13 protein-coding genes are annotated in these 15,879 nt (G+C 42.9%); 11 read left to right on the top strand and 2 right to left on the bottom strand.

What is annotated here, in order from left to right:
- Positions 1-41 precede the first annotated feature (41 nt).
- From serS to COR50_RS07560, 7 genes are all read left to right on the top strand, one after another.
- A complete protein-coding gene (serS, locus tag COR50_RS07530; RefSeq protein WP_098193430.1) occupies positions 42-1,313 on the top strand; it encodes a serine--tRNA ligase in 1,272 nt (423 codons plus the stop codon).
- A gap of 126 nt (positions 1,314-1,439) precedes the next feature.
- Positions 1,440-1,730: a cytochrome c gene (locus COR50_RS07535; protein WP_098193431.1), complete on the top strand. Its 291-nt coding sequence runs from the start codon at positions 1,440-1,442 to the stop codon at positions 1,728-1,730.
- An 80-nt stretch (positions 1,731-1,810) separates the two neighbouring features.
- Positions 1,811-2,374, top strand: a complete 564-nt coding sequence (locus tag COR50_RS07540; protein WP_098193432.1) for a GNAT family N-acetyltransferase — start codon at positions 1,811-1,813, stop codon at positions 2,372-2,374.
- A gap of 14 nt (positions 2,375-2,388) precedes the next feature.
- Positions 2,389-3,495 (top strand): M48 family metallopeptidase, encoded by a 1,107-nt coding sequence (locus tag COR50_RS07545; protein ID WP_098193433.1) that lies wholly within the window; start codon positions 2,389-2,391, stop codon positions 3,493-3,495.
- The gene (locus COR50_RS07550; protein WP_098193434.1) at positions 3,495-4,586 is read left to right on the top strand and encodes a HesA/MoeB/ThiF family protein; all 1,092 of its coding nucleotides are present in this window, start codon (positions 3,495-3,497) and stop codon (positions 4,584-4,586) included. Before COR50_RS07545 ends, COR50_RS07550 begins: the two co-directional genes overlap by 1 nt.
- 107 nt (positions 4,587-4,693) lie before the next feature.
- Positions 4,694-6,136: a DUF1800 domain-containing protein gene (locus COR50_RS07555; protein WP_098193435.1), complete on the top strand. Its 1,443-nt coding sequence runs from the start codon at positions 4,694-4,696 to the stop codon at positions 6,134-6,136.
- A 20-nt stretch (positions 6,137-6,156) separates the two neighbouring features.
- Positions 6,157-7,362, top strand: a complete 1,206-nt coding sequence (locus COR50_RS07560; protein WP_098193436.1) for a DUF1501 domain-containing protein — start codon at positions 6,157-6,159, stop codon at positions 7,360-7,362.
- A gap of 271 nt (positions 7,363-7,633) precedes the next feature.
- On the opposite strand, the gene COR50_RS07565 is transcribed toward COR50_RS07560, so the two are convergent.
- Complete coding sequence (locus tag COR50_RS07565; protein ID WP_098193437.1) at positions 7,634-9,709, bottom strand: OPT family oligopeptide transporter; 2,076 nt, start codon at positions 9,707-9,709, stop codon at positions 7,634-7,636.
- 151 nt (positions 9,710-9,860) lie between these two features.
- A complete protein-coding gene (locus tag COR50_RS07570; protein WP_098193438.1) occupies positions 9,861-11,543 on the bottom strand; it encodes a peptide MFS transporter in 1,683 nt (560 codons plus the stop codon).
- A gap of 228 nt (positions 11,544-11,771) precedes the next feature.
- Between COR50_RS07570 and purD the strand changes: the two genes are divergently transcribed.
- The 4 genes from purD to COR50_RS07590 all read left to right on the top strand — a co-directional run bounded on the left by purD (position 11,772) and on the right by COR50_RS07590 (position 15,803).
- A complete protein-coding gene (purD, locus tag COR50_RS07575) occupies positions 11,772-13,061 on the top strand; it encodes a phosphoribosylamine--glycine ligase (protein ID WP_098193439.1) in 1,290 nt (429 codons plus the stop codon).
- A gap of 245 nt (positions 13,062-13,306) precedes the next feature.
- On the top strand, positions 13,307-14,329 hold the full coding sequence (locus tag COR50_RS07580; protein WP_098193440.1) for a rod shape-determining protein: 1,023 nt from the start codon (positions 13,307-13,309) through the stop codon (positions 14,327-14,329).
- Positions 14,330-14,395: 66 nt separating this feature from the next.
- Positions 14,396-15,289 carry a rod shape-determining protein MreC gene (gene mreC, locus COR50_RS07585; RefSeq protein ID WP_098193441.1) on the top strand — a complete coding sequence of 298 codons (894 nt, stop codon included), beginning with the start codon at positions 14,396-14,398 and terminating at the stop codon, positions 15,287-15,289.
- A gap of 4 nt (positions 15,290-15,293) precedes the next feature.
- Positions 15,294-15,803 (top strand): rod shape-determining protein MreD, encoded by a 510-nt coding sequence (locus COR50_RS07590; protein WP_098193442.1) that lies wholly within the window; start codon positions 15,294-15,296, stop codon positions 15,801-15,803.
- The last annotated feature ends 76 nt before the right edge of the window (positions 15,804-15,879 follow it).

The raw sequence follows: 15,879 nt of genomic DNA on the forward strand, positions 1-15,879 counted from the left end.
TTATTCGCGGTTAACAAAGAAGAACATAAATTTAATAACACATGTTACAGGTACAGTTTATTCGTCAACACAAGGAAGAAGTGTTAGAACGCCTGGCGCTCAAGCAATTCAAGGAATTGCATCTTATTGATGAGATTTTGGCGCTGGACGACTCGCGCAGGAAGTTGACAGTAGAATATGACGAAACGAAAGCACAGGCCAACACGCTCTCCAAGGAGATCGGTAAGTTGATGTCCCAAGGTCAAAAAGAAGAAGCCGAAGCCCGTAAGTCATCTGTATCCGAATTGAATGCCAGGTTGCACCCGATAGATGAACAATTAAAGGCAACGGAACTTCAACTGAACGAACTATTGGTCAAAGTACCGAACCTGCCTTCCCCTTTGGTTCCTCCCGGCAAAAACCCGGAAGATAACGTAGAAGTTCGCAGTGGCGGCAGCATTCCTACATTGCCGGAAGGCGCTGTTCCCCACTGGGACCTGGCAAAGAAATATGACCTGATCGACTTTGAACTGGGGAATAAATTAACTGGTAGCGGTTTCCCCGTCTACAAAAATAAAGGCGCCCGATTGCAACGCGCCCTGGTAAGCTATTTCCTTGATTTCAACATCGAACGCGGCTACCATGAAATGAACGTACCGCATCTAGTCAACGAAGATTCCGCTTACGGAACAGGGCAACTACCGGATAAAGAAGGACAAATGTACCATGTCACAGAGGATAAGTTTTACCTGATCCCGACGTCAGAAGTGCCTTTAACCAACTTCTACCGCGATACCATCGTAAAAGATACCGATTTGCCCATCAAGCTCACGGCTTATACACCATGTTTCCGCCGTGAAGCAGGATCTTATGGTAAAGATGTCCGGGGACTAAACCGTTTACACCAATTTGAAAAGGTGGAACTGGTACAACTGGTCAACCCGGCCAAAAGTTACGAAGTACTGGATGAGATGGTAGAACATGTAGAAGCCCTGGTACAATCCTTGGGCTTACCTTACCGTATATTAAGATTATGCGGTGGCGACATGAGCTTTACCTCTGCCCTGACATACGACTTTGAAGTATATAGCGCCGCACAGGAAAGATGGTTGGAAGTAAGTTCCGTGTCGAACTTCGAAAGCTACCAAGCCAATCGCCTGAAAGCCAGGTTCAAAGAAGCAGGGGGGAAAGCCCAATTGTTGCACACCCTGAATGGTAGTTCACTAGCGTTGCCGAGGATCGTAGCCTGCCTATTAGAAAATAATCAAACAGCGGACGGCATACATATCCCCGAAGTACTGAAACCATACATGGGCATCGACAAAATCAGCTAAAAATAGAAAAGCGATTACACGGATATTTAAAACACATCCGTGTAATCCCATAATCCATAGGAATCCGTGAACATGAATCCGTGAACATTTTTTTGCCTATATTGTACTAGGTCAAATCAATACAATATGAAAACACTAGGTCTGATGGTGTGTATTTCCCTGGTATTATGGGGTTGCGCACGTAAAACTGCCCCTACCGCTGCGGAAACGGCTGCAAAATTCAGCCATTACTCCGACAGTGAAGGCAAGACAATTTTCATGGAAAAATGTGGCCGTTGCCACAAATACCGTTTACCGGAAACCCGTACGGCAGACAAGTGGACGAAAGTAATTGATAAGATGGCGCCGAAGGCCAAGTTAAACGACGATCAGAAAGAAGCGGTTCTTGCATTTGTGCAACAGTATGCAAAATCGTAGAAATTAATAGCATAGCAGTAAGAGCGGTCATCCTATTATGGCCGCTCTTTTTTTTGATAGCCGCGAAAAAGGTTGTAAATATGCATAGTTACCCGGAACAGATGTTGCATTATTTACCAAACGGACAAGCGCTCACGGTTCGGCAACCCAGGATGCAGGATGCCGAAGCGCTCCTTTCTTGTTTTCAACAACTGGTGCTAGAAACGGATTTGCTCCTATCAAGTCCACTGGAAGTAGGCGGGCTTTCATTACTCCATGAAGAAAAGTACTTGCTAAATTACGTGGATGTACCGCAAAACCTGATGTTATTGGCGATCATCGGGCAGGAGATTATAGGGGCAGTTACTCTTACGCAACGTGTTTATCAAAAACAACAACACATTGGCGATATCGGTATCGCCATCAGGAAGAATTATCAGAATATGGGTATTGGCCGACGCTTGCTCACGGCAATGTTCCGCTGGGTGGAGCATCACCCTTTGCTAGAACAAATTTATTGCGAGGTAATGGTGCAAAACGAGAGGGCAATACATCTATATCAACATTTTGGTTTCGAGATTTGCGGTAAATTGGCTGATGCAATAAAACAAGATGATGGAACTTACGCCGATCTTTATATGATGAACAAAAAATTAAACGCGTAAATAAGATACAACCTATGCCAAGGAAAATATTTCCCAATATTTATGATGCTCAATATATTTCGGAAAGTAGCGGAAATAGAGAAATGCCGGCAAAGGCATATTTCCTTAAAGATAAACTGGTGATTCAACTGGAAGATGAACATGGCGCGGAAGTGCAGGTTTTCTGGTTCTGGGAGAATATAATTATTGAGAAAAATCTAATAGGTAATGTTGAATTACATTACCAAGGTTATCCCAAGCAAATATTAAAATGTACATCATTAGGTTTTAGTGAAGAGTTCGCCAAAACCTGGCAGCAGGTGAATGAAAAAAATTGGTTCAAACGTACTTTCCCGAATACGATGGCGCAATTTTATATCATCTGCCTAGCATTGATAACGTTTTTGGTATGCGCCTATTTTTGGTTGATACCCATTATTGCCAATCAAATTGCCAAACGTATCCCCAGGGCTTGGGAAGTGAGCATCGGGGAACAATCTTACGAATCAATCTCAAGAAATTTTGTTGTCGATTCATCGAAAACCCGCTTGGTTAACGAATTTTTTGCCGCTTTGCATATCGATTCCAAATATCCCGTGAAAATAACAGTTGTGAAAGATTCAATCATGAATGCTTTTGCCGTTCCCGGCGGCCATATCGTTGTTTACACGGCATTGATCAACAGCATGCAACATCCGGAAGAATTAGCAGCATTATTGTCACATGAATATTCTCACGTAGCTTTACAACATACTACCAGGACTTTATTCCGCTCGATGGGAACTTACTTGTTAGTGAGCTCATTGTTCGGTAATTGGGATGGCGTGGCGGCCGTTTTCGTAGAAAATGCCAATAATTTAAAAACATTGGAATATTCTAGGAAACTGGAGAAAGAAGCAGATATGAACGGTTTGAAATTATTAACTGAAAGAAATATTGACCCGGTAGGATTCTCGGAATTATTCAAGACCTTGAAAGCAGGATCCAAAAGTCAAGGTGAACTGGTTGAATGGATGAGCAGCCATCCGGATACTAATAGAAGAATCGAATATATACAGAAGGAAATATCAGATCATTCACCTAAAGTATTACCACAACCGGCGTTAGAAGTGATATGGGAACAATTGAAACAGGAACAATAATGGATACAAGATACGATCGCCAAGTTAGATTGCAAGGCTTCGGTGAAGGAAAGCAGGAGCAATTAGGCAGGAGTAGCGCCCTCGTTGTTGGCGCTGGGGGACTAGGCGTTCCGGTAATGCAATATCTCGTGGGTATGGGCATCGGTAAGTTGGGCATCGTGGATCAAGATACTATTGATATTACGAATATTCACAGGCAGGTGCTGTATACCCCGGCAGATGCCGGTAAACAAAAAGCGCGCGTTGCAGCCGCAAAATTGAGCGCCATGAACGAACTGGTGGATATTACTGTATATGAAGAATTTTTACAACCGGGCAATGCTTTGAAAATCATGGCAGATTATGACCTGGTGATCGACTGTAGCGATAATTTCGGGACACGCTACCTTGTCAACGATGCTTGCGTAATTTTAAAGAAACCGTTTATCTACGGCGCCATTTACCAGTTTGAAGGACAGGTGAGCGTATTTAACTATAAGGGGAGCGCTACTTACCGTTGTCTTTTTCCGGAAGCCCCGAATGATGGAGAAATGTTGAATTGCAGCGAGATGGGTGTATTGGGCATATTACCGGGGATGATCGGCACTTACCAGGCCAACGAAGCAGTGAAGGTATTGTGTGATATCGGTGAACCGTTATCAAATAAAATTCTTACCATCGATACGTTAACGAACGAGCATAGAATTTTTAAATTTAAACCGGTTTCAGGCCACCACGATATCCGGGAATTACAAAAGGATTATCAACAAAATGTTTGCATAATGGAAACAGGTGTACAAGAAATGGATGTGTCGCAATTGGCAGAATGGCTGTCGGCTGCGGATCCTTTGCAATTAATTGATGTGCGTGAGCCGGATGAATGGGATATTTGCCATTTGGAACAAGCAAGGCTGATCCCGATGCATACGGTGGCAGGGCAAATTGACTCGCTGCAAAAAGATATTCCTATCGCTTTGATGTGCCATCATGGAATGAGAAGTCGCGCTGTCGCCAACTTTTTGGTGGAGGCGGGATTTAAAAATATTTATAATGTGACCGGGGGGATACATGCCTGGGCAGTGAAAGTAGACCCGAATATGCGGCGGTATTGATCTGAACGCACGTGGAGAGGAAGTATGCCTTCCCTCTACGGAAAAAATTAACATACCCTCATTAAACCTCCTATTTCCGGCTTCGTCTAACCCATAAATACTGTTCTATGGCGAAGCCCATGCAAATAATAGAATGCCAGCATCTCGCTTGGAGAGCCGGTTTTGGCGCATCTTTCCGGGATTTAGAGCAATGGTCTAAAAAAGATAGGAAAGAGGTAGTCCATCATTTATTGAATAAACCTAGCGCAATCCGTAATCTTGAAGTGATCGACAGCGCTTCCATCCCCGATTATAAGCGCTTCAAGGACATGAGCGCCGAAGAGCGGAAACAGGTTCGTAAGCTTAATGTAAATGGCATCAAGGATCTGAATACCGGATGGATAAAAGAAATGGCTGCTACAGATCACCCTTTCCAAGAAAAAATGGCTGTATTCTGGCATGGACATTTTGCTTGCAGAACGCAAAATGTGCTGTTTAACCAACAACTGTTGCAAGTCATCAGGAGTCATGCTACCGGGAACTTTGGCGATCTGTTGATCGCAGTTTCAAAAACGCCAGCCATGTTGGCTTTTCTTAATAATCAACAAAACAGGAAACAACACCCCAACGAAAATTTTGCCCGTGAAGTGATGGAATTGTTCACCATGGGCAGGGGAAATTATTCTGAAACAGATGTGAAAGAAGCCGCGAGAGCTTTTACTGGATGGGGTTTCAATGCCATGGGGGAGTTTGTATTCAGAGCCCGGGCACATGATGAAGGTAAAAAAACAATTCTCGGGAAAACCGGGTTTTATAAAGGGGATGATGTATTGGCCATTTTGCTTGACCAGCCTGCAACCGCGAAATTTATTGCCCGGAAGATTTACAAGGAATTCGTGAATGAAGAGGTCGATGAAAATCATGTCAATGAAATTGCAGGGGTATTTTACAAGAGCAATTATGATATCAAAAGCATGATGCGCCACATCTTCACGGCAGATTGGTTTTATGATGAAAAGAATATCGGCGCACAAATCAAATCGCCGGTAGATTTATTGATCGGGCTTAGAAGAAGTATCCCGATGCAATTTGAGGATGAAGCCGTGATGCTCTTGTTTCAAAGGGTGATGGGGCAATTATTGTTTTATCCGCCTAATGTGGCTGGCTGGCCCGGAGGAAAAAGCTGGATCGATTCTTCCAGCCTGATGTTCCGTATGAGGGTGCCGCAGATCATTTTGTATGCACAGGCAGTGAACATAGCTCCCAAAGAATTGACCCCCGAAATGGGAGAAGGGAACAATTATAAGATGACCTTACAATTGAACCGTGCCCTTCAAAGACAATATGCCAAAAAAGTGCAAGCAGATATTGATTGGGCAAGCTATATAAAACAATTTGAAGAAGTACCGAGGACAGAATTATCTACAGCAATTGCGAAAACATTAATCGGGCTGCATTACAATAAGGATTTACCGCTATTGGAAAAATATGCCGATGAAAGTACCCGTGAACAATATATAAAGACTTTCTCTCTCGGTATCATGAGTACTCCTTTATATCAATTGTGTTAATCCTCCTTAAAATTATCGACATGATTATCCTCAATAGAAGAAAATTTTTGCAGGTTGGTTCATTGGCTTCTGCTTCGGTAATGTTGCCGAAGTTTTTAAAGGCATTCGAAAAGCCTATGTTGGTGCCACCGGGCAATAAAGTATTAGTAGTACTGCAACTTTCTGGTGGTAACGATGGACTGAATACCGTTATCCCTTTTAGAAATGATATTTATTATAAATCCCGTCCTTCATTATCCTTGAAAAAAGATAAGGTATTGTCGATGGATAACGAGCTGGGTTTAAATGATGCCCTGCCCAATTTAAAAATGTTGTACGATGAAGGCAGTTTGGGTGTTCTAAATAACGTGGGATACCCGAATCCCGATCGTTCGCATTTCAGATCCATGGATATTTGGCATTCGGCCAGTCAATCCGATCAATATTGGAATACCGGTTGGTTAGGCCGCTACCTGGACGCGCAATGCCAGGGTTGCGATAAACCTACCCAGGCCCTGGAAGTAGATGATACTTTGAGTTTGGCTTTGAAAGGAGAACAGGTCAAAGGCTTGGCTTTTACCGAGCCGCAACGCTTATTCGGAACCAGTAATTCACCGTTTTATAAAAATTTATTGAAGCAGCAACATGATCACGATGCGGAACATGCAAACGTTGATTATCTATATAAAACGATGGCAGAAACGGTATCGTCCGCAGCATATATCCAACAACAGTATAAAACCTTTCAGACTAAAACAACCTATCCTAACACTGCATTGGGGAAACATATGAAAACGATTGCCAACCTTGTGATGACAGATATCAATACCAGTGTTTATTATGTTTCCCATGGGAGTTTTGATACGCATGTGAACCAAAATGAACAGCAACACCGCTTGTTAAAACAGATGGATGATGCATTGGCTGCTTTCGTGAAGGATTTGAAAGAGCATCATCGCTTCGAGGACGTGTTAGTAATGACTTTCTCCGAATTTGGTCGCCGGGTGGCCCAAAATGCGAGTGGCGGTACGGATCATGGTACGGCCAACAATATGTTCCTGGTTAGCGGCGGATTGAAAGAGAAGGGTATACTGAACGCCGGGCCGGATCTTGCCAAGTTGATAGAAGGGGATTTGCAATACCAGGTCGATTTTAAAAGTGTATATGCCACTATCTTAAAGAAGTGGTTGGGAGCGGATGACCAGGCCATACTAGAAAAAGAATATGAATATTTAAATTTTATATAAAGGTTGATATAAATGGGATTGTTCTAGGCGGAAGAATAAAACAAGGGGGAGTGCTTTTCCAAGCATTCCCCCTCCCTTTTGAATGATATATCTTATTATAAAATTACATTGTTGTCCGACTAAAAATGCTTTAAAGGTACTTTGTGCGCTTTCTTGTACTTTTTTGGGCAAGCAAAAAAGTACAAGAAAAAGGGCAGATGAACATTGAATCGAACTATTGAGGGATCAAATTGCTCCCCGGTTAAAATCTAGTCGGACAACAATGATAAAATTACTTTTCGATATCTAAAGGTTTGGACTTTTGGATACCGATCCTATACAGGATAAAACCGAGCGTCGCAAAGAAAAGTACGCCGAGTACGGCATAACCTCCATGTCCAATTATTTTGCTTAGCCCATGCTCAACACTGATCTTTTTAAGGCCGTTAGCAATATTTTCATTGACCGTTAATAAGGCTACAATCACCCCGGCTACAGCGCCGCCTGCAACCAGTCCCGTTGCAAACAAGTTACCTTTGCCCAGCTCTTCTTCTTCGGCAGAAAGATTCTCACCCCGCTGCTTTTGTTTGTGATCCACGATACTACGGATAGCGCCGCCAATGAAGATCGGTAAGGTAGTAGATAAAGGTAAGTAAGCTCCCACGGCAAAAGAAAGGGACTTAATACCGCAGAGCTCCATCGTGATGGCAATAAAAACACCTACTAATACAAACTGCCAATCTAAGTTGAATGTTAATATCCCTTTGTCTAAAGTGGCCATTAAAATTGCTTGCGGAGCGGAAAATGTAGTTGAACCGATCGCGTGATGAATGCCTGCCGCTCTCATTTCCGCAGTCGGGGTATCCAGCAAATGAACGGTATAACCGATTACGATGGATGATACAATCGCCCCAATGAATAAAGCTATTTGCTGGTTCCTTGGTGTTGCACCGACGATATAGCCAGTTTTCAAATCTTGGGAAGTAGCCCCTGCGTTAGCTGCGGCGATACAAATCATCCCGCCTACCACTAAGGCCATCGGTTCGTAAACTTTTCCTGTCCAGCCTACCGCTATAAATATTAAACAGGTACCCATGATCGTGGCAATGGTCATGCCGGAAATGGGGTTGTTACTGGATCCGATTAACCCTACGATACGGCTGGATACGGTAACGAAAAAGGCGCCGAAAACAACTACCAGCACACCGATCAATAATTTATTGAAGAAATTTTGCCCCGGCAACTGCGGCAGTAAGGCCATTAACAATACCAAACCGATACTCCCGATAATCACAATTTTGAATGATAGGTCTTTCTCCGTACGGGGTACTTCGCTAGCATTTGATTTATCTTTAATAGAACCCAGGCTGTCTTTAAACGATGAAATAATTGTCGGGATCGTCTTAACCAGGGTAATGAACCCACCGGCAGCCACGGCGCCCGCACCAATTTGTTTAACATAAGCTTGGTATAAAGCGATGGAATAATCGTTGAAGGTATGGGTAACGGGGCTCCAATTACCAACACCGCCTGCATCCGTCAAGCTGCTAAGCATGCCGAGTTTTACCAATTGCGTGGCCACGGCATCCGGGGGAACGATTGTGGATAATAACGGGATTAGCGCTAACCAGGACAATACGCCACCCGCAACCAGCACGCCACTGATCTTGGGACCGATGATATACCCGACACCTAGGTATTCCGGTGTAATTTCCCCGCTGAGTTTAGCAGAAGGCAGGTATTTATTTTTTTGGCTGGTCAGGTATTCAGGACTTTCCGAGATAACATGAAACACTTTTTGCAACATGGCATAAATGAATGCGGCCCCTAATCCCAGGAAAGCGGTTTTGGCAAAGTCGCCGCCTTTTTCCCCGGCTTTCAGCACTTCCCCGCAGGCAGTACCTTCAGGGTAAGGTAAAGTGTCATGTTCCTTTACGATCAATGATTTTCGTAAGGGGATCATCATCAAGGTACCGAGCAGGCCTCCGAAAATAGCCAGTACCAATATGGTCATATAACTAAAATAGGATTCCCCGTTGCTCACGCCATTTTCATTGGCAGAGAGAAATAAGAATCCAGGCAACGTGAAAACCACACCTGCGGCGATAGATTCCCCGGCAGATCCCGTGGTTTGGATAATGTTATTTTCTAAGATGGTTGTTTTGAAGAACCTGCGCCCCAATGTGATAGCAATCACGGCAATGGGAATAGAGGCAGAAACGGTGAGCCCGGCTTTCAAGGCGAGGTACACGGTAGCCGCTCCGAAGATGATGCCGAAAAGGCAACCCAGTAGAATAGATTTGAGGGTAAATTCCTTTACATTTTCCTCCGGCGCTACATAGGGTTTGAAGGTTTTTTCTTGTGACATATTTTAAATAAAGCAGTTAGGAAGTAATATTTTCTAAGATAGGCAATTATATTGAGCAGTGTTGATTATAGTTATCCCAGTTAGATGAGCATAAAAAATGGGTGCTTTGAAAGAAACAGAGCACCCATTTAATTATATATAAAATTGAAAATTACCTGATTCCATGCATCATTTTCTTCAAGAATCCTGAGATTAAGAATAATAATATAGCTGCACCACCTGGCAGGATAACGAAAATCATAAAGAACTCATACAGGTTATGAATCGTAAATCCGGCAAATGATGGGTAATGAGTTGGTATTTTAAGAGAGGCCAATTTATCCAGTTGTTGAGATGTAGCGGTGATTGTACCATCCAAAATTCCTTGGAGATTAATTCCCAATTTGTTTGCTTCTTCATATTTGTCACTTGTAGGAGGTAACATAGTGCCTAAGGTACCCGCCAATGCATAACCGGAAGCATTGGAAAGGAACCAAACACCCATCAACAATGAAGAGAACCTATGTGGAGCAAGCTTAGAAACCAATGAAAGACCGATTGGAGATAGGCAAAGCTCACCCAGTGTATGGAATAAGTACATAACAATCAGCCAAATAACTCCCAGTTTATCATTGATTCCAAGGTTTTTCACTTGCAAAGCAATGATAAAATAACCGAATGCTAATAAAGCAAGACCTAACGACTGTTTTACCGGAGATATAGGTTCGAGGTTACGTTTCTGTAATTTAATCCACATCCAACTAAATGGTAATGCGAAAACTATAATGAAGATGGAATTCGCATTTTGAACGAAGCTCGGCGGCATATCCCAACCGAATAAGTGACGATCTGTTTGACGATCAGCGATAAAGGTCAGGGAAGAACCCGCTTGTTCGAAACAAGCCCAGAAGAAGATTACGAAAAAAGCAACAATATATAATACAACGATACGTTGGCGCTCTATCTTTGTAAGTGACTTATCGGATAAGATCAAGCCAGCTAAACTCAAACCACTTGAGTATATAAAGGAATATAACCAGTTAGTACCAAATGCAAAATGGAAAAGAACCGCTAGTGCAAATAATGCAATTACGGCCATAACAATAGATTTATTGGAGAATTTAGCTTGATCGGATGATTGCTCCCCGGTTTTAACTGGTTTGGCTCCTACTGCTTTACCATCAGGGGTTACAACGTATTTATCTTTTAAGAAATAAAACAATACCGAACCTAGGAACATGGCTATGCCGGCAGCTAAAAAGCCCCATTTAAAAGCTTCAACAACACGGGTACCATCGTTTAGTTTAACGTCTCCTAAAAGTGGACATATTGTCATTCCTAATAAGGCACCTACATTGATACCCATGTAAAAAATCGTGAAAGCCGAATCTAAACGGTTATCGCCCTTTTCATATAGTTGGCCTACCATCGAGGAAATATTCGGTTTGAAGAAACCGTTTCCTAAAATTAATATGCCAAGAGCGATCCACATCAATATTTTTGCAGATTCAATGTTACTAGCATAAGTAAAACCACTTGCAAATAGGAATAATTGACCAAGCGCCATGGTAAATCCACCCAAGATGATACAGGCTCTGTTTCCTAAGAACCTATCGGCAACGAATCCACCTAGCATAGGTGTTAAATAACATAATCCCAGGAACCCTCCGTAGATAATTGATGATTCTGCTTCTGAAAAGGCCAAGGCATTTACGAGAAAGAGGGTGAGTAATGCTCTCATTCCATAAAAGTTGAACCTTTCCCACATTTCCGTAGCAAATAGTACTCCGAGACCTTTAGGATGCCCTTTTTTAGAGGAAGTTGCCGACTCTTGAGTGATGGCAGTTTGATTCATACCAGGTTAGTTTTTTTAGTTACAGTGAATAAATTCTATTAAGATTATTGTAAATCTCTCGCAGGTTAAGAGCGGCAAGATAAAGAAATTCATAAAACTGGCTAAAAAAACTATGCTAATTGCGCTTTTTTGGCCTTTCTTTGCAAAAAAATTAGGTAAGGACGGTATTTTGATTATATTTAATATATTGTTACGTTCTTACCATTCTGCATATATATCTTGTTAATTATGAAAGTTTTATTGTTAGGAAGTGGTGGCCGCGAACATGCACTGGCCCTGAAAATCTCGGGGGATCCCCTTTGTTCCCATTTATTTGTTGCCCCGGGCAACCCGGGAATCGCTCAATGTGGAACTTGCGTGAACATCGGTGTCAACGATTTTGAAGCTATCAAGTCATTTGCAATAGAAAATGGGATCGAGATGGTCGTAGTAGGACCGGAAGATCCCTTGGTAAACGGAATTTTTGACTTTTTTGCCAATGATCCTGCTTTACAACACATCCCGGTGATCGGCCCTTCTAAAGAAGGCGCCCAGTTGGAAGGCAGCAAGGCATTCGCGAAGCAATTCATGATGCGCCACAGGGTACCGACAGCTTCATATAAAGAATTTAGTGCTGATAATTACGAGGAGGGCATAGCATACCTTGCACAGCATACCCTGCCGATCGTATTGAAAGCGGATGGCTTGGCCGCCGGTAAAGGTGTCGTTATTGCCGAAAGCCGCGAACATGCGCAGGAAGAATTTGCTCAAATGATTAAAGATGCTAAATTTGGCGACGCTAGTAAAAAGGTGGTGGTTGAGCAATTCTTATCCGGTATCGAATTGTCGGTTTTCGTACTAACTGATGGGCAATCCTACAAGATATTACCAACTGCAAAAGATTATAAAAGGATCGGCTTGGGTGATACCGGCCTCAATACCGGTGGAATGGGCGCCATTTCTCCCGTACCATTTGCTGACGCCGAGTTCATGAAGAAAGTCGAAGATCGGGTTATTAGGCCTACCGTTGAGGGTTTACATAAAGAGCAGATTAACTATAAAGGATTTATATTCATCGGTTTGATTAAAGTGGAAGGAGAACCTTACGTGATTGAATACAACTGTAGGATGGGCGATCCCGAAACCGAGGTCGTAATGCCGAGATTGAAGAATAATTTATTAAGTTTGTTGAAAGCAGTTGCTGATGGTACATTAGCCCAAGAAGAAATACAGGAAGACGAAAGAGCTGCTGCTACCGTAGTGATCGTATCCGGGGGATACCCCGGGGATTATGAAAAAGGAAAAGTGATTACCAACATCCCCGGCAACAATCCTGCGCAAATTATATTCCACGCCGGAACGAAATCAGACGGGCAAAATATTTTAACCAACGGGGGAAGGGTGATTGCCGTAACATCTTTGGCAAGCGATTTGCAGGAGGCATTGCGCCTTTCAAAACAAACAGCGGCAAGTATCACCTTCGAAGGAAAATATTTTAGGGAGGACATCGGTTTCGAATTTGTGCCAACTAAATCTTAAGCCGTTGCCACCTGTTGTTATGTTGAGAAAATGCGACGCTGAAAAACCGGTCAACAACAAACTGGACACTGTAACTGTTACTTGACGATGCCAAACAATTTATGTAACAACAGTTCGTTAAGCAATTTTAATACGTTTGTTTTGTACGCTAGTAAAATATTCGTTTTACATCCAGGTTTTACATCGTATATTCGTTAGAATTATTCAATTTTGCAATCAAATATTTATATTGACCGTATCAAACAATGGGCTTCTTTAATTTTTTAACACAAGATATCGCGATAGACTTGGGTACTGCCAATACCCTGATCATTCATAATGACCAGGTGGTTGTTGACGAACCATCCATCGTTGCCATCGAACGTGCCAGTGGTAAAATTGTAGCTGTAGGAAAAAAGGCTATGATGATGCACGAGAAAACACACGAGTATTTGCGTACCATCCGTCCCTTGAAAGATGGCGTTATCGCTGACTTTAACGCTGCCGAAGGGATGTTGAGAGAGCTGATCAAAATGGTTTATCCTAAAAAACCGCTCTTCGCTCCAAGTTGGCGCATGGTTATCTGTATTCCTTCCAGCATTACCGAGGTGGAAAAACGCGCGGTAAAAGACTCTGCCGAACAGGCGGGCGCTAAAGAAGTACACCTGATCCATGAACCGATGGCGGCTGCCCTGGGTATCGGTATCGATGTGGAAGAACCCGTTGGTAACATGATTATCGATATCGGTGGCGGTACTACCGGTATCTCGGTAATCGCCCTGGCAGGTATCGTGTGTGACCAAAGTATCCGTGTAGCAGGTGATGAGTTTACCGCCGATATCATGGAGGCCCTACGCCGTTACCATAGCTTGTTGATCGGTGAAAGAACCGCGGAACAAATTAAAATTCAAATAGGTTCCGCCCTGAAGGAACTGGATAGTCCGCCGGAAGATATCGCCGTAAATGGTCGTGACCTTGTGACGGGTATCCCTAAGCAGATCATGGTATCTTACCAGGAGATTGCGGAAGCGTTGGATAAATCCATCTTCAAGATAGAAGAAGCCATCTTGAAAGCCTTGGAAACCACGCCGCCGGAACTAGCCTCGGATATTTACCGACGCGGTCTGTACTTGACAGGTGGTGGCGCCTTGTTGAGAGGTTTGGATAAACGCCTTTCCCAGAAGATCAAGCTGCCCGTTCATGTTGCCGATGACCCCTTACGTGCAGTAGTGCGTGGTACGGGGATTGCTTTGAAACATATCGGCAAGTATCCATTTTTGATGCAATAACAAACTCTATTATAATCTTACCCCCGGTACTGCCGGGGGTAAGCCAGTAAACCGAATCCATTCAAGGTGCGTAATCTCATCATTTTCTTAAGGCGGTATTTCAATTTTTTCTTATTCCTACTGCTGGAAGTGATTTGTGTTATCCTCATATTAAATAATAACAACTTCCAACGCGCTGCTTACCTCAATTCAGCCAATGCCCTCAGCGGGAAATTATACACCCAGTACAACGATATCCAGTATTATTTTCATCTGAAAGCCACTAACGATAGCTTGGTAGCTGAAAATGCACGCTTGCATAATATGCTGAATACCAGTTTCGATCATATCGATTCTACTGATATACTCAAGAAGGATACGCTGAGGATGTATAGCCAGGATTCTACGCGTACATTGGTTTCTACATTACCCCGGAAGTATATGTACCGCGAAGCTAAAGTGATTCGCAGCAGCGTTAACCGTGAAATCAATTATATCACGATTCATAGGGGATCTAACCAGGGTATCCGCCCGAATATGGGGGTTGTAGGCCCTGATGGTGTAGTGGGTATGGTAAGAAGCGTGAGCGATAATTATGCCGTGATCCTGTCTTTTTTGTCAAAATTGAAATCGCAAAGGGCTTTCGGTATTAGCGCAAGGTTGAAAAATGGTAATGAAACCGGTACGGTTTATTGGGATGCGCGGGACATCGAGGAGGGCATCATGGAAGATATCCCTAAGAGCGCCAAGCTGAGGAAAGGAGATACGATCGTTACCAGCGGTTACGGGTTGTTTCCGGAAGGCATATTGGTTGGAATGGTAGATACGTTTTACCTGGCAGACCAGTCCCGGACTTCACTGAGTGTAGAGATCAAGTATGCGACCAATTTCTCTAACCTGCAATATGTTTATGTAATTGAAAACTTGCTGGAGGCGGAACAAAAGCAATTAGAAGATTCAACTAAGGCATTGATCAAATAAAAAGATGAGCATCCTTTTAAAAAATATTATCCGTTTTATCCTGCTCATATTGGTGCAGGTATTCGTATTAAACATGATACGGATACACCAGTTGGTACCACCTTATATATACATGCTGTTTATCTTGTTGTTGCCCTTGAACACCCCGAGGCCAGCTCTACAATTGTTAGGATTGCTATTGGGCCTTACCCTCGATATGTTTATGGATACCCCGGGCGTCCATGCCGCCGCTTGTGTAGTGATCGCGTATCTAAGGCCATTCATCATAAATATCCTTTCACCGCAAGGAGGTTACGATGTAAACATGAAAACACCTTCTATCACGACAATGGGTCTTAGCCAATTCGCCATTTATGCATCCGTGCTGGTATTAATACACAATATTGTTTATTTTAGTATTTCTATATTCGGCCTGAAAGATCCTTTATACCTATTGATGAAAATATTGTTTTCTACCGCTGTAAGTCTATTCTTGGTATTAATCTACGAATTGCTGTTTTTTGAAAGAAAGTAACATTCGATACAATAGGATCATTGCCCTGGATAACTAAAGCCAACTTATTTATATAAATTCGTAAATAACCTGCTTT

This window comes from Chitinophaga caeni (assembly GCF_002557795.1).
Taxonomy (GTDB): domain Bacteria; phylum Bacteroidota; class Bacteroidia; order Chitinophagales; family Chitinophagaceae; genus Chitinophaga; species Chitinophaga caeni.

Excerpts from the sequence above, each read along its gene's own strand:
- serS (WP_098193430.1), top strand. The coding sequence starts at position 42 with ATGTTACAGGTACAGTTTATTCGTCAACACAAGGAAGAAGTGTTAGAA.
- COR50_RS07535 (WP_098193431.1), top strand. The coding sequence starts at position 1,440 with ATGAAAACACTAGGTCTGATGGTGTGTATTTCCCTGGTATTATGGGGT.
- COR50_RS07540 (WP_098193432.1), top strand. The coding sequence starts at position 1,811 with ATGCATAGTTACCCGGAACAGATGTTGCATTATTTACCAAACGGACAA.
- COR50_RS07545 (WP_098193433.1), top strand. The coding sequence starts at position 2,389 with ATGCCAAGGAAAATATTTCCCAATATTTATGATGCTCAATATATTTCG.
- COR50_RS07550 (WP_098193434.1), top strand. The coding sequence starts at position 3,495 with ATGGATACAAGATACGATCGCCAAGTTAGATTGCAAGGCTTCGGTGAA.
- COR50_RS07555 (WP_098193435.1), top strand. The coding sequence starts at position 4,694 with ATGGCGAAGCCCATGCAAATAATAGAATGCCAGCATCTCGCTTGGAGA.
- COR50_RS07560 (WP_098193436.1), top strand. The coding sequence starts at position 6,157 with ATGATTATCCTCAATAGAAGAAAATTTTTGCAGGTTGGTTCATTGGCT.
- COR50_RS07565 (WP_098193437.1), bottom strand. The coding sequence starts at position 9,709 with ATGTCACAAGAAAAAACCTTCAAACCCTATGTAGCGCCGGAGGAAAAT.
- COR50_RS07570 (WP_098193438.1), bottom strand. The coding sequence starts at position 11,543 with ATGAATCAAACTGCCATCACTCAAGAGTCGGCAACTTCCTCTAAAAAA.
- purD (WP_098193439.1), top strand. The coding sequence starts at position 11,772 with ATGAAAGTTTTATTGTTAGGAAGTGGTGGCCGCGAACATGCACTGGCC.
- COR50_RS07580 (WP_098193440.1), top strand. The coding sequence starts at position 13,307 with ATGGGCTTCTTTAATTTTTTAACACAAGATATCGCGATAGACTTGGGT.
- COR50_RS07590 (WP_098193442.1), top strand. The coding sequence starts at position 15,294 with ATGAGCATCCTTTTAAAAAATATTATCCGTTTTATCCTGCTCATATTG.